The following is a 15,226-nucleotide window of genomic DNA, read 5'->3' as shown; positions in this document are numbered from 1 at the left end:
TTAGAAAATCGCTGAAATCGCTTAGGCGATTTTGGTGGTTCTTCTAATTTTTCAAGCTTTCCTTATTAATTGTATGTCGCGGAGCAATTGTAAACGATGGTACTTTTCCATTAAGGCGTCATTGGATTCTGGAAATCCTAAAGGTATGCAGTCTACTGGACATACTTGTCGGCATTGTGGTTCGTCAAAGTGCCCTATGCATTCGGTGCATTGGTCGGGATTTATCTCGTAGATTAGTTCACCCATAGAAATAGCTTCATTTGGACACTCTGGCTCACAGACATCACAATTAATACACTCTTCCGTAATTCTCAATGCCATTTATTTTTTCCTTTTTTTTAGCCATTCAGAGATAGGTACAGGTACAAAAGAAGATATATCGCCACCTAACTCCATGATTTCCCTTACCAAGGTTCCAGAAATGTAATTATATCCTTCTCTGGCGGACAGGAAAACAGTTTCAATCTCTGGCGATAAACGGTAATTCATATATGCTAATTGTAGTTCATAATCAAAATCAGCAACACTACGCAGACCGCGTAGTATGATTGGAGTATTATTCTGTTTTACGAAATCAACTAATAATCCTTTAAAAGACACGACTTTTATATTGGGACTATCAGAAAACACCTCTTTAATCAAACGAACGCGTTCGGATAGAGATAAATAAGACGTTCTGTCGCCAATAATCGGAGAAGCATAACAAGCTATAGTGATGTTCTCAAAAAGAAATAAAGCGCGTCTAACAATGTCAATGTGACCTTGCGTTAAGGGGTCAAAGGTACCAGGATAAACAACCATAGCTGACTTCTTTCTTGTTAAACTAGTAAGCATCTTCCTGTTCATTTTTCATACAATGTAAACAATATACGTAAGAATAAATAACAATCAATGAACACTCACAACATTGATAAGTTAAATATAAATTCATTTCTAAAAAATTTTTCAATGTTCATACAATAAATAACTACAGTTTTTCACATTCTACATTTTGTAGATAAGTAAAATTAATCAACCGCTTTATACCATTTGCGGGACAAAGTTTTTTCAATGTTAAAATAGATTCGCCTGTTGTTGGTAAAACTAGATCGGGTGCAACCTCGGATAAAGGATAAAGTACAAACTCTCTCAGCTGAAGTTGTGGGTGAGGAACAGAAAGCACCTTGCTTCGTATTATACTCTTACCGTATAGCAAAATGTCAAGATCTATGGCACGCGCTCCCCATCGTATTTTAGAACACTTACGCCCTTGTGTTTTTTCTAAATTTTTTAGCGCTTTTAAAAGCGCTGTAGGCAATAATGTTGTTTCTAAGACTGCAACAGCATTTATATAATTTGGCTGATCTTGAGGACCTGTGGGACGGCTTTTATAAAAACTAGAGTAATGTAAAATTACTGTTTTTGGTAACATCGCCAAATTAGCAATTGCAGTTTTTACTTGTTTAATAGGAAAATTAAGGTTAGAACCAACGCCAATATAAACTATCATTATTTTTATCAACCTTTCAATTTATTTATTAATTGTTCGCGTTGTTTAGTGTTACCATTAAGAAAAATACGCCACCAATAAACGATCGTAGTTAAAGGTTCACCCGTACGTTCTCGTAGTTCTAAAAAATTCAATGCTGCTGGAAAAAAACGTTCTTGAGAAACCTTATAAACATGATTGTAACTCTGCTGCTCCAAATGATATTGCAATAACCAAATGGAGCGTATCATTTTCATCAAACGACGTGGAATAGCTAACGTTTTTTTTTGCAGATAAAGGGTGTGATTTATTCCATAGTAAAATGAGGAAAATAATTTCTTGTCTTTCTGAAAATGTTTCTCTACTGTTTCTTGCACTACAGGCCATAAGAAAATAGCGAGTAAAAATCCTGGGTTTAATGTTTGCTTGTTGTAATAACGTTCGTCTATTGATTTTAAAGAATATTCAATCAAATTTTGATAATTTGCATTCTGATTTCTTTCCAGAAAAGCGATCATTTCTGGAAATAACATTCCCATGTAGTTAGTGTACTTCAATAGTTGGTAAGAACGTTGTGCGTGTCCCACACAAAACATTTTTAATAATTCCGCGAATAAGCGAGTTCTAGGCACATGACGCAAGAGATTGTGTAATCGTAGAAGAGGTTTTTTTGTATCCATGTGAATCTTAAAATTGAGCTTTGCTGCTAATCGCACGGCTCTTAATAATCGAATAGGATCTTCATGATATCGCTGAGTGGGATTACCAATCATGCGAATCAAACCTCTCTCTAGATCTTTCATTCCATTAGTAAAGTCTATGATTGAAAAATTATTTATATCGTAATACAGCGCGTTTACTGTAAAATCTCGACAACTGGCGTCTTCTTCAAGTGTTCCATAAGCGTTATTATTTGTTAACTGCTTTGTCTTTTTTTTTTCTCGAGACGTTTTCTTAAAAAATATTGACGTGTTAGAACGAAAAGTAGATACCTCGACAATTTCGTTAGAAAAAAAAACGTGCACCAAAAGAAACCGTTTTCCGATAAGACGGCTATTTTTGAAGAGCTTCTGAATCTCTAGTGGGTGAGCGTTGGTTGCAATATCAAAATCCTTAGGTCGAATCCCCAACAGGATATCTCTTACGCTACCCCCAACCAGAAAAGCCCTGTAGCCGGACTTGTTTAATCGGCGAAGCACCTTGAGAGCATTTGGACTAATTGCACCGTGAGAGATAGCAAGACCTCTTCCCTCTACAATCATGGGATTGAAAATTTTTCTCTCTTCTATAAAAAAACGTTGAATACCCTTCTAAATATGTCGATTTAAAACGCTCTCCTTTTCAACTTAATTACAGAACCTGTTATACTCTTCTTTATTATTCTGTGTCAACCATGTTTCATTTGTTCCACACAGATAAAAGAAGATCACTGATTAAAGATTTCTACAGAAATCAGAAAAAAGCAGAGATGTTGCATGCCTAAGAAAATAACCACCGTTGTGTTTTACCTGGACTGATTTAAATATAACAGTGAAAATATTGTATAATACCGGATAAAAACATCTGTACAGAAATAGTTGTTAATATTATCCCCATTAATCGTTCAATTGCCATTAATCCTCGTTTTCCAAAAATTAGCATTAAAAACGGCGCAAGTAACATTACTGAAATAAAAATTGCAGAGGCAATGAGTATGCCAAAAAAAATTAACCAAAGATGATGCGGTTCTTTAGTAACAAACAACAGTACTACGGCTATAGCGGACGGACCGGCTGTTAATGGCACAGCAAGAGGAACAATGAGTGGTTCCTCGGAATTTTCGCTAGCTGTCTTTTGTTCTAATGGCAAAATCATTCTTAACGAAATAATAAAAAGCACAACCCCGCCAGCTGTACTCAAGGCGGAAGTAGTCATATGTAGACCATGTAAAATGTAGCGCCCAAAGAAAACAAACAATACTAAAATGAAAAATGCAATAACAGATTCACGTAAGATAATGCGTGCTTGTGAACGTGTGTCGTAATTTTGCAAGATGGCCAAAAACACCGGAATATTTCCCAGTGGATCCATAACCAAAGTTAACGTCATGGCAATTGTGTAAAGTGACATATATTTTCTATACTTAATTACTTAATTTAAAATCTGCGTTTTTTATAAATTACTATGTTTTTTATAAATTACTATTTAGTAAGCAGCAGGCATTTCTCAGTCGTAAAATCTGCAATAGATCAATCAAGTTGTTCATTATAGAATGAATGGTTTTTATTTCCAAATAGCCAAAAAATTATTCTATACTGAAGTAGTTTTTAATATTCTAAATTACGTTAGAAAAATTTAGCAGAAATAATAGATTTAATCTATATTAATCGAATTATTTTGTTTCAAAAGCAAAGCACCATAAAAAGTACTATAAAATAAATATACAATAATTGTTGCAAAACACACAACAATACCTTGTGTCTACTTATACTTTCCTGTGTGAACGGTTCCCAAAAATTTCTCAATTATATACTTCTGTTTGTAAAGATTAACTGTGCTAAATGTAACCATTAAGAAATCTGGATCTTATAAACTTAATCGTGACTTCTATCTTTTTATAAAATTAAATATTGCAAAAAATACACAGTATTTTTAGATTTTTCTTTTATGTTGGTTTATTATATGGCTCTATAATATTTTACGGTTATTCCTCGATTACCAAATGTATAAAAAAGAAAGCGTTGCTATAGTTTCACTCGCTGCTGTGATGGCTTTTCGTATGCTGGGATTGTTTATGTTACTTCCCGTACTTCCTCTCTATACCAATCAAATACTTTTTGCAACACCAGCTCGTATCGGACTAGCTTTTGGCGTTTATGGACTCTTACAATTTTGTTTTCAAATTCCTTTTGGTGTACTCTCTGACCGTGTAGGTCGAAAACCAGTCATTTTAACAGGATTAATATTTTTAGGCACAGGAAGTATTCTTTCAGCTCTGTCGCATTCTATATACGGTATTATTGCTGGACGAGCTCTTCAAGGTGCGGGAGCAATTGGAAGCACTGTTCTTGCTATGATCGCTGATCTAACCAGCGATGAAGAACGAAGTAAAGCTATGGCATTAGTTGGTATAGTCATTTGTTGTGCATTCGTCGCTGCTTTTATCGCTGGTCCAATGATTAATATGTGGTTTCATCTTAATGGTATATTTTATACAACAGCAATTTTTTCGGCGTTAGGAATTATTGTGTTACTTTTGTTAGTCCCCACTGTTTCTAATAATCACCACCATCGTTACATGCTTTCTCGCGCAGTAGAATCCAGAAATTCAAATTCCTTTTTTTGTAAAAAAGGAATTTTCAGCAATGTTTTATTACGATTAGATTTTGGTATTTTTTCCCTGCACTGTATTTTAACAGCAATGTTTATCGGTGTTCCTGTTATTTTAAGTCGAGTAATTAATCTTACCGAACATGTACAAATGTTGCTTTATTTGGTTATACTGTTATTTTCCTTTGTAATGGCAGTACCAGCTATTGTGATTTTTGAAAAGAAATGTCATCCTAAATATGTCGTTAGTGGCGCTGTCACTCTTTTGGCGATTAGTCAGGTGCTATTGATGGCGTTCTATCACTCAACTATTGCAATTGGTCTTACATTATTTCTCTTTTTTATTGCTTTTATACTTTTAGAAGCAATTCTTCCTTCGTTAGTTTCTAAAAATGCACCAGTTTTTTATAAAGGAACAGCTCTTGGGGTTTATTCCTCCGCTCAATTTTTTGGTATTTTTTTTGGTAGCAGCGTGGGAGGATGGATCTTTGGTTACTATCAGTGGATAGGAATACTTATTTTTTGCACAATTATTGCATTGTTATGGCTACTGCTATCTATCACTATGTAGTAAGTTATGTGTGTGAGTACTAAAACGTTTTTAAAACTAGGAGGTTGTGCATATGACTAGAGGTGTAAATAAGGTTATTTTAATTGGAAATTTAGGACAAGATCCTGAGGTACGTTATACTCCTAATGGAAACGCTGTTGCGAATGTGACATTAGCTACAAGTATAACCTGGCGTGATAAACAGACAGGTGAATTGCAAGAAAGAACAGAATGGCATCGAGTGGCATTCTTTAATCGTCTGGCCGAAATTGCAGGCGAATATTTGCATAAAGGATCAAGGGTATATGTTGAAGGAAGTTTACGAACACGTAAATGGCAGGATAAAAATAATTTCGATCGTTTTACCACAGAAATTATCGCAAGTGAGATGCACATATTAGATCGTAGTGGAAACAACAACAACCATGGAAACCATCGTCAGGAAAAAGAAGATTTTTCTTATCGACAAACTAAAATCTTAGAGAATCAAAAAGAAATTGTCCCCACTGTTGTCACCACCGATAATACACTGCCTCAACAACATGACGATCCAGAACTCGAAGATGATATCCCTTTTTAAAACGAAAGAAAAAACCAATGCTTATATTCTGCAATAATAGCAAACTGAGATAGCAAACTGAGAGTGAGAGATTTGCACTTGCTTTCACAAATTTGCACTGCTAATTGAGGGAATAGTAATTTCTGTATCCACATCTCGCTGATAATCGATGTTATTTAAACCAAAACCAAATAATTTGTAAAAATCTTCACGATAACCGGTAATATCAGCAATTTGGTTAACATTGTTACTGTTAACAGATTGCCATAACGCCGTCACTTCCTCTTGCACATCCCTGCGCATTTCCAAATCGTCAATACGAACACGACCTTCTAGATCTATGGAGATATTTTTCTGTTTACCGTACAAATACCTGCTAAACAATCTCAACATTTGTTCAATACAACCTTCATGCAAACTTTTTCTCTTCATAACCTTATAAAGTAAGGAGACATAAAGAGGCACAGCAGGTATAACTACACTAGCCTGTGTTACCAATGCTTTATTTACAGAAATAACAGCTCTCCCCTCTCGCTTTTCCTTTAATAGAGCATCTAACTTTTTGGCTGTTGCTTCCAATGATTGCTTTGCTTTTCCAATAGTACCATTACGATAAATCGCGTAAGTTAATTCAGGCCCAATATATGTAAAAGCAACTGTGATAATCCCTCTTGATAAGCAATTGCTTTCCAATAAAGCAGTTATCCACAAAGCCCAATCATCACCACCCATAACTAATTTTGTATCTTGAATCTCTTTCTCAGTTGCAGGCCCGACAATTATTTCACTGACTTTTCCTGTCATAATATCCACAGTCTTACTGCGATAAAACTGTCTAATAGGTTTTAACACAGAATTAAAAACTTCCCCAGTTTTGGGATGTACACGACGTGGAGCGGCAATACTATAAACCACCAAGTCGACTCCATTTTTCCAATCTTTCCGAATTAATTCAATAGTTTTTCTCTTTACTTCATTTGAAAACGCATCACCATTAATGCTTTTAACGTATAACCCCAATGCACATGCAGCTTTTTCAAAAGCTGCAACATTATACCATCCTGGAGAAGCAGTACGTTTTTTAACAGGTGACTTTTCAAGAAAAACCCCTATTGTCTTAGCTCCACCGCCAAAGGCGGCCACTATGCGACTCGCAAGACCAAAACCAGTAGAAGCCCCGATAATTAACGCTCTTTTTGGTCCAAAAGAAAAGGCAGTCTGTTTTTTTTTTACATATTCAATCCATTCCATTACATTCCTCTCACACCCTTCCGGGTGTGCCGTCACACAAACAAAACCACGAATTTTTGGCACAACAACCATAACTACATTAATCTTCTCAATTAATCAAAATTAATCTTAATCTTTCTCTCATTTTTTGTAAAATTAAGGAGTTCATGAATCTGTACTCCCTTTCTCTTTTTTTACTCGATCAACCAACTCAACAATTGCCATAGGTGCATTATCTCCAGTGCGAAAACCACATTTTAATACACGACAATACCCTCCAAGACGTTTCTTGTTTCGAGGTGCAATTTCTTTAAAAAGCACTGCTACGGTTACGTCATCACGCAGACGACTGAAGGCTAAGCGACGATTAGCTACACTGTCTTTCTTTGCTAACGTAATTAAAGGCTCAATTACTCTTCGTAATTCTTTCGCTTTTTGTAGAGTAGTTTTTATTACCTCGCATTTTAGCAACGATATAGTCATGTTCTTCATCATCGCTTTGCGATGCGCACCCGAACGGTTTAAACGTTTACCACTTTTACGATGATACATATAAAAGTTTACCCTTTTTCCTTCTCATGGCACTGTCTCTCTACGATATTTTCCGGAGGCCATCCGCCCTCAATGCGCATACCTAAACTTAGTCCCCTCTGTGCAAGTACACTCTTAATCTCCAACAAAGATTTTCTACCTAAATTCGGAGTCTTTAGCAGATCATTTTCGGAGCGTTGTACTAAATCACCAATATAATAAATACTTTCCGCTTTTAAGCAATTAGCTGCCCGTACAGTCAATTCCAAGTCGTCCACAGAATTAGACAATACAGGATCGAGTGTATTCTCCTTGCTATCAATAGACTGACCTTCCTCTTTTTTTATATCAACAAAAGCTGATAATTGGTGTTGCAAGATAGTCGCCGAAAATCGAATAGCTTCTTCAGGATTAAGCGTACCATTAGTTTCTAGTTCAATAATTAACTTATCTAAATCTGTACGTTTTTCTACCCGAGTATTTTCTACAAAATAAGCAACACGTCGCACTGGACTATAAGAAGCATCTAACAATAACACCCCTAAAGAACGACTGTCTCGCTTTTCTGCGCGAACACTAGCAGGTTCATAACCACGACCCATCATAACTTTCAATTTCATGTTAATTTCACCTTCCTGAGTAAGGTTTGCAATTACATGATCAGGATTAACAATTGTAGTTCCTTGGTCTATCTGTAAATCTCCTGCTATAACCGCACCAGGACCTTTCTTCTTTAGAATTAAAACAGATTCATTACAACTTTCTAATTTAATAGCAATACCTTTTAGGTTTAACATTATACTCACTACATCTTCTCGAACGCCCTCAAGAGAGCTATATTCATGTAAAACACCTTCTATCTGCGTTTCTACAATAGCAGCCCCAGGCATAGAAGATAATAGGACTCGCCTCAAAGCATTACCTAAAGTATGCCCAAATCCACGTTCTAACGGCTCTAAGACGATACGAAAATGATTAGGCGGCGACACCGGATAGACTTGAATGTTTTTTGGCGTTAAAAATAATTCAAGAGGATCTTGCATATCTAAAATGCTCCTTAGCTCCTTTATTTTGAATAGAGCTCAACAACAAGATTAACTTTAAATTCAGCAGGCAACTCTGTCACATCAGGTTGATCTTTCAATGTACCTGCCATTTTCTTAGCATCTACTTCAATCCAGGAAACTAACGTACGTTGTCTTGCTAGTTCTAGTGCTTCTCTGATACGCAACTGTCTCTTGGCTCGATCACGTACTTCAATGCGGTCTCCAGGTTTTACTTGATAAGAAGGAATATTTACCAAGCGTTCATTAATAAGAATTGCTTTATGATTTACGATCTGTCTTGCCTCCGCTCTGGTAGCTGCAAATCCCATTCGGTAAATTGTGTTATCCAGACGCTTTTCCAATAAACTTAACAGATTGTTCCCAGTAGATCCTTTAAGTCTATCAGCTTTTAGATAATAATTGCGAAACTGTTTTTCTAGAACACCATAATAACGCTTAATTAATTGCTTCATTCGCAATTGGACACCGTAGTCTGTACTTCTTCCACGACGTTGCCAATGTGCACCAGGAACCCGTTCAATGTCACATTTCGCAGCTATTTCCCGAATACCGCTCTTTAATTGTAAATCAGTCTTTTCACGTCGTGACAATCGACATTTTGGACCAAGATACCTCGCCATTTTTAATTAATCCTCTAAAAAATTCTAAATTATCATTACTCTAAATCACACTTTCTCTACACTCGACGTTTCTTACGAGGACGACAACCATTGTGTGGTAATGCCGTACGATCTTCCAAACTAATAATCTTTAAACCTGAGGAACGTAATCCACGAATAGCAGAATCGCGTCCTGCACCTGGACCTTTAATGCATACGGAAACAGCCTCCATGCCAAAATCTTGAATAGCTCTCTCACCTATTCCCTCAGCAGCCAATTGCGCTCCATAAGGAGTGCCTTTTCGAGATCCTTTAAACCCTGACCCACCTGCCGAACGAGAACACAACACATTCCCGTGTACGTCAGAAATACATATTTTAGTATTATTGAATGCCGCATTAATATGGGCAATACCCTCAACAACCTTTCTAAAACGTTTTTTCACCATTTAAAGACTCTTCCTAGTCACCGTTTTTAAGCTCTTATAGGCTTACGTCTACCCTTCCGGGTACGAGCATTGGTACGAGTGCGCTGACCGTGGACTGGAAGTCCACGGCGATGACGAATACCTTGATAGGTACTTAAATCCATTTTCCGCTTAATATCCATAGAACGTTTTCGTTTTAAATCCCCTTCTACCATAAACTTACCAATTTCATTTCGTAAAGTATCGAGTTCTTTTTCGGATAAATCTTTAATGTTAACAGTTGGATCAACACTGGCTAACTTGCAGATTTTTACCGCTCGAGCATTGCCTATACCGTATATAACTTGTAGTGCTACCCGCACGTGTTTATGCGTCGGGATATTGACACCAGAAATGCGAACCACCACTTTTATACTGTTCCTACTTTATTGATCAATAAATTCCTTGATGACGCAGCAGTGAAGAATGTAGCATAATCTTCCTTCTACAATAAATCAAGTCGTAAAAATTATAAACCGAACACCTTTTACAAGACTATATTTTAACGTTCTCTCACTCGTATACAAAAATCTCTATGTGCCTAATGTTTCTGCCGTTGTTTGTGTCGAGCATTATTGCTGCAGACTACTCGTAAAACACCTCTTCTTCGAACCATTTTACAACTCCTACATATTCTTTTTACAGACGTCTTTACTTTCATTTTAAACTTTTCTACTTTTATTTATCGAATAAGCCCAAAGCCTGCACCTCTCACGCCTGACTTTTTCATTAAAGATTCATATTGGTAGCTCATCACATGAGCTTGCACTTGTGCTATAAAATCCATAACTACTACTACTACGATTAATAAAGAAGTACCTCCAAAATAAAAAGGAATATTCCATGTTAAAATCAGAAACTGAGGTAATAAAGCTACTAGAGCAAGGTAAACAGAACCTACTAAAGTTAGCCGCGTCATTACTTTACTAATGTAGTTTGCCGTTTGTATTCCTGGACGAATACCGGAAATAAATGCTCCAGTTTTCTTCAAGTTTTCAGCTGTTTCTTTAGGATTAAAAACTAAAATCGTGTAAAAAAAACTGAAAAAGATCACCGCCATAGAAAAAATTATAATATAAGCGGGCTGTCCATTCGAAAGAGCTAAAGAAATATTATCCAACCACCACAATTCTTTAATAGAAGCCATGAACTTGGCTACAGCTCCAGGAAACAAAATAATGCTTTGAGCAAAAATCACTGGAATAATACCAGACATGTTAATTTTCAATGGAAGATGACTGCATTGAGCTGCATACAGCTTTCTTCCTTGTTGACGTTTAGCGTAATTAATGGTAATTCGACGCTGAGCTCTTTCAAAAAAAACAACTATTAAAGTAACTACAATGACTATCGTCAACAAAAAAAATGAAGTTAGCATAGGTATCTGACCTTGACGAACTTGCATAAAAACTTGACTGACCGCTACCGGAAACCGCGAAGCAATGCTAGAAAAAATAATTAAAGAAGTTCCATTGCCAATCCCTCGCTCCGTCATTTGCTCGCCTAACCACATCAAAAACATGGTACCTGTAACAAGAGTAATAACAGTCGTAAGATAAAAACTACAATCTGGATGCATGACAACATGACTGCTACTAACTAACCATTTAGTCATAAAAATTGATTGCAATAAAGATAGTATAACAGTTCCATATCTTATATATTGATTAACTCTGCGACGACCTGATTCTCCTTCCTTACGAAGAGATTGCATTTTAGGAGAAATTTGACTGTACATTTGAATAATAATAGAAGCAGAAATATACGGCATTATGCCTAATGCAAAAATCGTCATTCTACTTAAAGCACCACCAGAAAACATATTAAACATTCCTAAAAAACCTAACTCGTGTTGATGGAAAAGCATCGATAGGCGTATAGGATTAAGACCTGGTACGGGTATATAAGTTCCTAAACGATATACAAAAACGCCAAATAGAACGAACAATAAACGACGCTTTAATTCACTCAACCCACCTTGTGACAAAGAAGAAGATGTATTATTAAACTTTTTATTAGCCATTGCGATCAACCACCTTACCGCCTGCTTTCTCTATAGCGATTTTAACACTCTGCGTTGCTCTCAATCCTGTCACTACTATGGATTTTTGCAATTTTCCAGAAGCAAATATTTTTACTTGCTTAACACGTTGATTGATAATACCATTCTCCTTTAAAGTATTAATGTTAATCGCGTCGCCAAATACCTTATTTAATTCATCTAAACGGACTTCTGCAGAAAATAATTTCTTTTTTGAAACAAAACCAAATTTTGGCACCCGACGTTGTATAGGCATTTGCCCACCTTCAAAACCAACTTTATGATACCCACCAGATCGAGAATGCTGTCCTTTATGTCCACGACCACAAGTTTTACCTTTTCCACTACCAATCCCACGACCTACCCGCATTTTTTTCTTTCGTTTCCCTGCACCGGGTCTTAGGGTATTTAAATGCATTTTTAAACTTCCTGTTGTTCAATTTCTAATAAATAAAAAACTTTGCCAATCATACCTCGATTGGCAGGCGTATCAATTACATCTACTGTCTGATGCAAACGTCTTAAACCAAGACCCTCTACGCATTTACGATGATTTGGTTTTCTTCCGTATTTACTTTTTATTAAAGTTACACGAATCTTTTTCAATTTTTTCATTAAAAACCCTTAAACCTTGTAGAATTGCTATAATTAATCATCTGCGTTTCACAGCTACTAACTCAGATGTCTCTAAATTTCTTATTGCTTTAAAAGTGGCTCGAATTACATTTATTGGATTGGAAGAGCCAATACACTTTGCTAGAATATTTCGAACACCCATAACTTCAAAAACTGCTCTCATCACATTTCCAGCAATTACCCCCGTTCCCTCAGAAGCAGGTAATATTAAGACAGTTGAAGACGCATAGACAGCCTTTATTGGATGACTTAATGTATCGCCATCATGCAAAGGAATGCTTACCATATCACGTCTGGCGTTTTCGGTAGCTTTCTGAATAGCGACTGGAACTTCGCGAGCTTTCCCTAAGCCAAAACCTGCTTTTCCTTCGCCATTTCCAGCAACAACTAACGCAGAAAAACTAAATATTCGTCCTCCTTTTACGACTTTTGCTGTACGACGTACATACACTAATTTATCTTGGTTACCATCTGTCATTTTATTCGTTACTCACTGTAATCACCACATACGATTATAGACTGTGGAATGGCATAAAGATCTGTTAAAATTCAATCCCACTGTTACGCACCGATTCTGCTAATGCGCGAACGCGTCCGTGATATTTATAACCACTTCGATCAAAAGCTACTTTCGCAATACCAAACTTTTTAACACGTTCGGCGATAAGCTTACCGATCATCGTAGCCGCTGTAACATTTCCTCCGTATTTCAGCTGATGTCTTACGTTTTTTTCCACAGTCGACGCAGCAGCTAGCACAATCGCATCAGGAGAAATAAACTGAACATAAATATGATTTAACGACCGGTAAACACACAAACGTGCCACACCTAATTCCTTAATTTTTTCCCGCGTTCGGCGAGCACGTCTAAGTCTTTTTTTGTGTTTCATAATACTATTTTTTCTTGGCCTCCTTACAAGATACGTGTTCACCATCGTAACGAATACCCTTTCCTTTATACGGTTCCGGTGGACGGATTGAACGTATATTCGCTGCTACCTGACACACTATCTGCCGATCAATGCCACTCACAACGATCTCGGTCGCACTAGGAGTTTTCACAACAATTCCATTCGGTATTTCGATATCTACTGGATGTGAAAATCCAACCATCAAACTTAACAGTTGTCCTCTAGCTTGCGCGCGATAACCAATGCCTATCATCACTAACTTTCTCTGAAATCCATCACACACACCACGAACCATATTTTGAATCAACGCACGTGTAGTTCCTACCAGTGCGTTTAATTTCTTCGGAAGATCATTGTCAATAGCGCTTATTGGCGTTACCCGAAGCTCATTGTCATACCGCACAACCTTAATGGCATTATGAAGCGTTTGAGTAAGTTTTCCAATTCGTCCTTTTACGGTTATACATTGCCCATCCTTTATAACAATATCCACACCATCTGGAATTTTAATCGGTTGCCTGGCTACACGACTTACTGTCACAGTTTCTTTCCCTATCTAGTTTCTTAACTCACGTAACAAATAACTTCTCCACCTTCACCTAAATATCGTGCTTGGTGGTCAGATATCACACCTTTTGAAGTCGAAATAATAGCGATACCTAAACCGTTATGTACTTTAGGCAATTCGTTTTTACCTTTATATACGCGCAAAGAAGGCTTACTTACTCGTTTCAACATAGAAATGACTGGTTTTCCTTCGTAATATTTCAGGATAATAACTAATTGACGCTTAGGAAAATCGTCTTTCTCATGATAATCGATAATATAACCTTCTCGCTTTAATACTGTTACAATACTTAACTTTAGCTTCGACGAAGGCATGCTAACTTCTCTTCTTTTTAACACCTGAGCGTTACGAATACGTGTCAGTGCGTCAGATATAGGATCTTGTGTCATATTTTTATGGGACTACCAACTCGCTTTTCTTAAACCGGGAACATCTCCCCTCATAACAGCTTCTCTCAAATGAATTCGACATAATCCAAATTTTTTAAGTGTACCACAAGGCCGACCACATTTATGGCATCGATGCCTTATCCTAACTCTAGATTCATCACGGGAATTTTTTTGTAACTTCAATTGAGCAGCTTCCTGGTCTTCAGGAGTTCCTTTTTTAAACATCTTTTTGAGTTTTAAACGACTCTCTTGTGCCTTGTAAGACTTTTGTATACGCTTTCTATTACGTTCAATGACACTCAGTTTTGACACAACAATTATACTCTTAAAATCAAAAATTAATCTTTAATCTTTTAACGGAAAACCAAAATTTTTTAATAACAAAAAAGCCTGTGCTTTCGCATTCTCACAAAACCGAGCTGTCGTAGTGATATTAATATCCATACCCCGAACCGCATCAATCTTGTCATACTGAATTTCTGGAAAAACAATCTGTTCCCGAATACCAAGACTAAAATTGCCCCATTTATCAAAAGATGCAGCACTAAAACCTCGAAAATCTCGAATACGCGGTATTACAATAGAAATAAGCCGCTTTAAAAATTCATACATACGTTTTCGACGTAACGTTACTTTGCAACCAATAGGCCATCCAGTGCGAATTTTAAAACTGGCCTCTGATTTACGTACATAAGTAATCACAGGTTTCTGACCAGAAATCCTCATCATATCGTCCATGGCGCGTTCAATTACTTTTTTATCAGCAACAGCCTCACCGATTCCCATATTTAAGGTAATCTTTTCAATGCACGGCACAGCCATTGTGGATCTAAAACCAAACTCTTTTTGTAAATTCGGCACCACTACTCTCTTATACAGTTCTTGTAATTCTGTCATATTT

Annotated in this window: 23 protein-coding genes; 2 read left to right on the top strand and 21 right to left on the bottom strand. The window is 36.7% G+C overall.

Annotated elements, in window-relative coordinates:
• Nucleotides 1-51: 51 nt before the first annotated feature.
• From Z664_RS01750 to Z664_RS01730, 5 genes are all read right to left on the bottom strand, one after another.
• A complete protein-coding gene (locus tag Z664_RS01750; RefSeq protein ID WP_052246333.1) occupies nucleotides 52-321 on the bottom strand; it encodes a YfhL family 4Fe-4S dicluster ferredoxin in 270 nt (89 codons plus the stop codon).
• Nucleotides 322-846 carry a pantetheine-phosphate adenylyltransferase gene (gene coaD, locus Z664_RS01745; RefSeq protein WP_230206084.1) on the bottom strand — a complete coding sequence of 175 codons (525 nt, stop codon included), beginning with the start codon at nucleotides 844-846 and terminating at the stop codon, nucleotides 322-324.
• A 121-nt stretch (nucleotides 847-967) separates the two neighbouring features.
• Nucleotides 968-1,489 (bottom strand): 2-amino-4-hydroxy-6-hydroxymethyldihydropteridine diphosphokinase, encoded by a 522-nt coding sequence (gene folK / locus Z664_RS01740; protein ID WP_230206083.1) that lies wholly within the window; start codon nucleotides 1,487-1,489, stop codon nucleotides 968-970.
• 8 nt (nucleotides 1,490-1,497) lie between these two features.
• Nucleotides 1,498-2,730, bottom strand: coding sequence for a polynucleotide adenylyltransferase PcnB (gene pcnB, locus Z664_RS01735; protein ID WP_052246332.1), 1,233 nt, complete (start codon nucleotides 2,728-2,730; stop codon nucleotides 1,498-1,500).
• Between the two features lie 256 nt (nucleotides 2,731-2,986).
• Nucleotides 2,987-3,577: a MarC family protein gene (locus Z664_RS01730; protein ID WP_039669973.1), complete on the bottom strand. Its 591-nt coding sequence runs from the start codon at nucleotides 3,575-3,577 to the stop codon at nucleotides 2,987-2,989.
• A gap of 592 nt (nucleotides 3,578-4,169) precedes the next feature.
• Here Z664_RS01730 and Z664_RS01725 point away from each other — a divergent pair.
• Both Z664_RS01725 and ssb read left to right on the top strand, forming a co-directional pair.
• On the top strand, nucleotides 4,170-5,348 hold the full coding sequence (locus Z664_RS01725) for an MFS transporter (RefSeq protein ID WP_039670226.1): 1,179 nt from the start codon (nucleotides 4,170-4,172) through the stop codon (nucleotides 5,346-5,348).
• A gap of 52 nt (nucleotides 5,349-5,400) precedes the next feature.
• Nucleotides 5,401-5,907 (top strand): single-stranded DNA-binding protein, encoded by a 507-nt coding sequence (gene ssb, locus Z664_RS01720; RefSeq protein ID WP_039669972.1) that lies wholly within the window; start codon nucleotides 5,401-5,403, stop codon nucleotides 5,905-5,907.
• 84 nt (nucleotides 5,908-5,991) lie between these two features.
• On the opposite strand, the gene fabV is transcribed toward ssb, so the two are convergent.
• The 16 genes from fabV to rplE form a co-directional block, all read right to left on the bottom strand.
• Nucleotides 5,992-7,209 carry an enoyl-ACP reductase FabV gene (gene fabV / locus Z664_RS01715; RefSeq protein WP_039669971.1) on the bottom strand — a complete coding sequence of 406 codons (1,218 nt, stop codon included), beginning with the start codon at nucleotides 7,207-7,209 and terminating at the stop codon, nucleotides 5,992-5,994.
• 72 nt (nucleotides 7,210-7,281) lie between these two features.
• Nucleotides 7,282-7,668, bottom strand: a complete 387-nt coding sequence (gene rplQ, locus Z664_RS01710) for a 50S ribosomal protein L17 (RefSeq protein WP_039669970.1) — start codon at nucleotides 7,666-7,668, stop codon at nucleotides 7,282-7,284.
• An 8-nt stretch (nucleotides 7,669-7,676) separates the two neighbouring features.
• Nucleotides 7,677-8,690, bottom strand: a complete 1,014-nt coding sequence (locus tag Z664_RS01705) for a DNA-directed RNA polymerase subunit alpha (protein WP_039669969.1) — start codon at nucleotides 8,688-8,690, stop codon at nucleotides 7,677-7,679.
• Between the two features lie 23 nt (nucleotides 8,691-8,713).
• On the bottom strand, nucleotides 8,714-9,334 hold the full coding sequence (gene rpsD, locus Z664_RS01700) for a 30S ribosomal protein S4 (RefSeq protein ID WP_039669968.1): 621 nt from the start codon (nucleotides 9,332-9,334) through the stop codon (nucleotides 8,714-8,716).
• Nucleotides 9,335-9,390: 56 nt separating this feature from the next.
• Nucleotides 9,391-9,762 carry a 30S ribosomal protein S11 gene (gene rpsK, locus Z664_RS01695; RefSeq protein WP_039669967.1) on the bottom strand — a complete coding sequence of 124 codons (372 nt, stop codon included), beginning with the start codon at nucleotides 9,760-9,762 and terminating at the stop codon, nucleotides 9,391-9,393.
• 26 nt (nucleotides 9,763-9,788) lie between these two features.
• Nucleotides 9,789-10,148, bottom strand: coding sequence for a 30S ribosomal protein S13 (gene rpsM / locus Z664_RS01690; RefSeq protein ID WP_148115122.1), 360 nt, complete (start codon nucleotides 10,146-10,148; stop codon nucleotides 9,789-9,791).
• 173 nt (nucleotides 10,149-10,321) lie between these two features.
• A complete protein-coding gene (rpmJ, locus tag Z664_RS03065) occupies nucleotides 10,322-10,441 on the bottom strand; it encodes a 50S ribosomal protein L36 (RefSeq protein ID WP_084588730.1) in 120 nt (39 codons plus the stop codon).
• A 21-nt stretch (nucleotides 10,442-10,462) separates the two neighbouring features.
• Nucleotides 10,463-11,803, bottom strand: a complete 1,341-nt coding sequence (secY, locus tag Z664_RS01685; RefSeq protein ID WP_039669966.1) for a preprotein translocase subunit SecY — start codon at nucleotides 11,801-11,803, stop codon at nucleotides 10,463-10,465.
• Entirely contained in the window at nucleotides 11,796-12,239 is a 444-nt protein-coding gene (gene rplO / locus Z664_RS01680; protein ID WP_039669965.1) for a 50S ribosomal protein L15, read from the bottom strand. Before rplO ends, secY begins: the two co-directional genes overlap by 8 nt.
• Before the next feature lie 2 nt (nucleotides 12,240-12,241).
• On the bottom strand, nucleotides 12,242-12,436 hold the full coding sequence (gene rpmD, locus Z664_RS01675) for a 50S ribosomal protein L30 (RefSeq protein ID WP_039669964.1): 195 nt from the start codon (nucleotides 12,434-12,436) through the stop codon (nucleotides 12,242-12,244).
• Between the two features lie 37 nt (nucleotides 12,437-12,473).
• A complete protein-coding gene (gene rpsE, locus Z664_RS01670) occupies nucleotides 12,474-12,935 on the bottom strand; it encodes a 30S ribosomal protein S5 (RefSeq protein WP_039669963.1) in 462 nt (153 codons plus the stop codon).
• Nucleotides 12,936-12,999: 64 nt separating this feature from the next.
• Nucleotides 13,000-13,350 (bottom strand): 50S ribosomal protein L18, encoded by a 351-nt coding sequence (rplR, locus tag Z664_RS01665; RefSeq protein ID WP_148115170.1) that lies wholly within the window; start codon nucleotides 13,348-13,350, stop codon nucleotides 13,000-13,002.
• A 1-nt stretch (nucleotide 13,351) separates the two neighbouring features.
• A complete protein-coding gene (gene rplF / locus Z664_RS01660) occupies nucleotides 13,352-13,909 on the bottom strand; it encodes a 50S ribosomal protein L6 (protein ID WP_039669961.1) in 558 nt (185 codons plus the stop codon).
• Nucleotides 13,910-13,932: 23 nt separating this feature from the next.
• Nucleotides 13,933-14,325 carry a 30S ribosomal protein S8 gene (rpsH, locus tag Z664_RS01655; RefSeq protein ID WP_039669960.1) on the bottom strand — a complete coding sequence of 131 codons (393 nt, stop codon included), beginning with the start codon at nucleotides 14,323-14,325 and terminating at the stop codon, nucleotides 13,933-13,935.
• Between the two features lie 12 nt (nucleotides 14,326-14,337).
• Nucleotides 14,338-14,637 (bottom strand): 30S ribosomal protein S14, encoded by a 300-nt coding sequence (gene rpsN / locus Z664_RS01650; protein WP_039669959.1) that lies wholly within the window; start codon nucleotides 14,635-14,637, stop codon nucleotides 14,338-14,340.
• Between the two features lie 33 nt (nucleotides 14,638-14,670).
• Nucleotides 14,671-15,222, bottom strand: coding sequence for a 50S ribosomal protein L5 (gene rplE / locus Z664_RS01645; RefSeq protein ID WP_039669958.1), 552 nt, complete (start codon nucleotides 15,220-15,222; stop codon nucleotides 14,671-14,673).
• Nucleotides 15,223-15,226 lie beyond the last annotated feature (4 nt).

This window comes from Coxiella endosymbiont of Amblyomma americanum, from assembly GCF_000815025.1.
Classification (GTDB): Bacteria; Pseudomonadota; Gammaproteobacteria; order Coxiellales; family Coxiellaceae; genus Coxiella.
Note: the sequence above shows the minus strand (reverse complement) of the source record. Positions and strands in the feature narration are given on the sequence as shown.

Bases quoted from the DNA above. Each gene is read 5' to 3' on its own strand.
- folK (WP_230206083.1), bottom strand. From the start codon at position 1,489: ATGATAGTTTATATTGGCGTTGGTTCTAACCTTAATTTTCCTATTAAA.
- coaD (WP_230206084.1), bottom strand. From the start codon at position 846: ATGAACAGGAAGATGCTTACTAGTTTAACAAGAAAGAAGTCAGCTATG.
- Z664_RS01750 (WP_052246333.1), bottom strand. From the start codon at position 321: ATGGCATTGAGAATTACGGAAGAGTGTATTAATTGTGATGTCTGTGAG.
- rpsE (WP_039669963.1), bottom strand. From the start codon at position 12,935: ATGACAGATGGTAACCAAGATAAATTAGTGTATGTACGTCGTACAGCA.
- secY (WP_039669966.1), bottom strand. From the start codon at position 11,803: ATGGCTAATAAAAAGTTTAATAATACATCTTCTTCTTTGTCACAAGGT.
- rpmJ (WP_084588730.1), bottom strand. From the start codon at position 10,441: ATGAAAGTAAAGACGTCTGTAAAAAGAATATGTAGGAGTTGTAAAATG.
- rpsK (WP_039669967.1), bottom strand. From the start codon at position 9,762: ATGGTGAAAAAACGTTTTAGAAAGGTTGTTGAGGGTATTGCCCATATT.
- ssb (WP_039669972.1), top strand. From the start codon at position 5,401: ATGACTAGAGGTGTAAATAAGGTTATTTTAATTGGAAATTTAGGACAA.
- Z664_RS01725 (WP_039670226.1), top strand. From the start codon at position 4,170: ATGTATAAAAAAGAAAGCGTTGCTATAGTTTCACTCGCTGCTGTGATG.
- rplO (WP_039669965.1), bottom strand. From the start codon at position 12,239: ATGCATTTAAATACCCTAAGACCCGGTGCAGGGAAACGAAAGAAAAAA.
- pcnB (WP_052246332.1), bottom strand. From the start codon at position 2,730: ATGATTGTAGAGGGAAGAGGTCTTGCTATCTCTCACGGTGCAATTAGT.
- rplE (WP_039669958.1), bottom strand. From the start codon at position 15,222: ATGACAGAATTACAAGAACTGTATAAGAGAGTAGTGGTGCCGAATTTA.
- fabV (WP_039669971.1), bottom strand. From the start codon at position 7,209: ATGGTTGTTGTGCCAAAAATTCGTGGTTTTGTTTGTGTGACGGCACAC.
- Z664_RS01705 (WP_039669969.1), bottom strand. From the start codon at position 8,690: ATGCAAGATCCTCTTGAATTATTTTTAACGCCAAAAAACATTCAAGTC.
- Z664_RS01730 (WP_039669973.1), bottom strand. From the start codon at position 3,577: ATGTCACTTTACACAATTGCCATGACGTTAACTTTGGTTATGGATCCA.
- rpmD (WP_039669964.1), bottom strand. From the start codon at position 12,436: ATGAAAAAATTGAAAAAGATTCGTGTAACTTTAATAAAAAGTAAATAC.
- rpsH (WP_039669960.1), bottom strand. From the start codon at position 14,325: ATGACACAAGATCCTATATCTGACGCACTGACACGTATTCGTAACGCT.
- rplQ (WP_039669970.1), bottom strand. From the start codon at position 7,668: ATGTATCATCGTAAAAGTGGTAAACGTTTAAACCGTTCGGGTGCGCAT.
- rpsD (WP_039669968.1), bottom strand. From the start codon at position 9,334: ATGGCGAGGTATCTTGGTCCAAAATGTCGATTGTCACGACGTGAAAAG.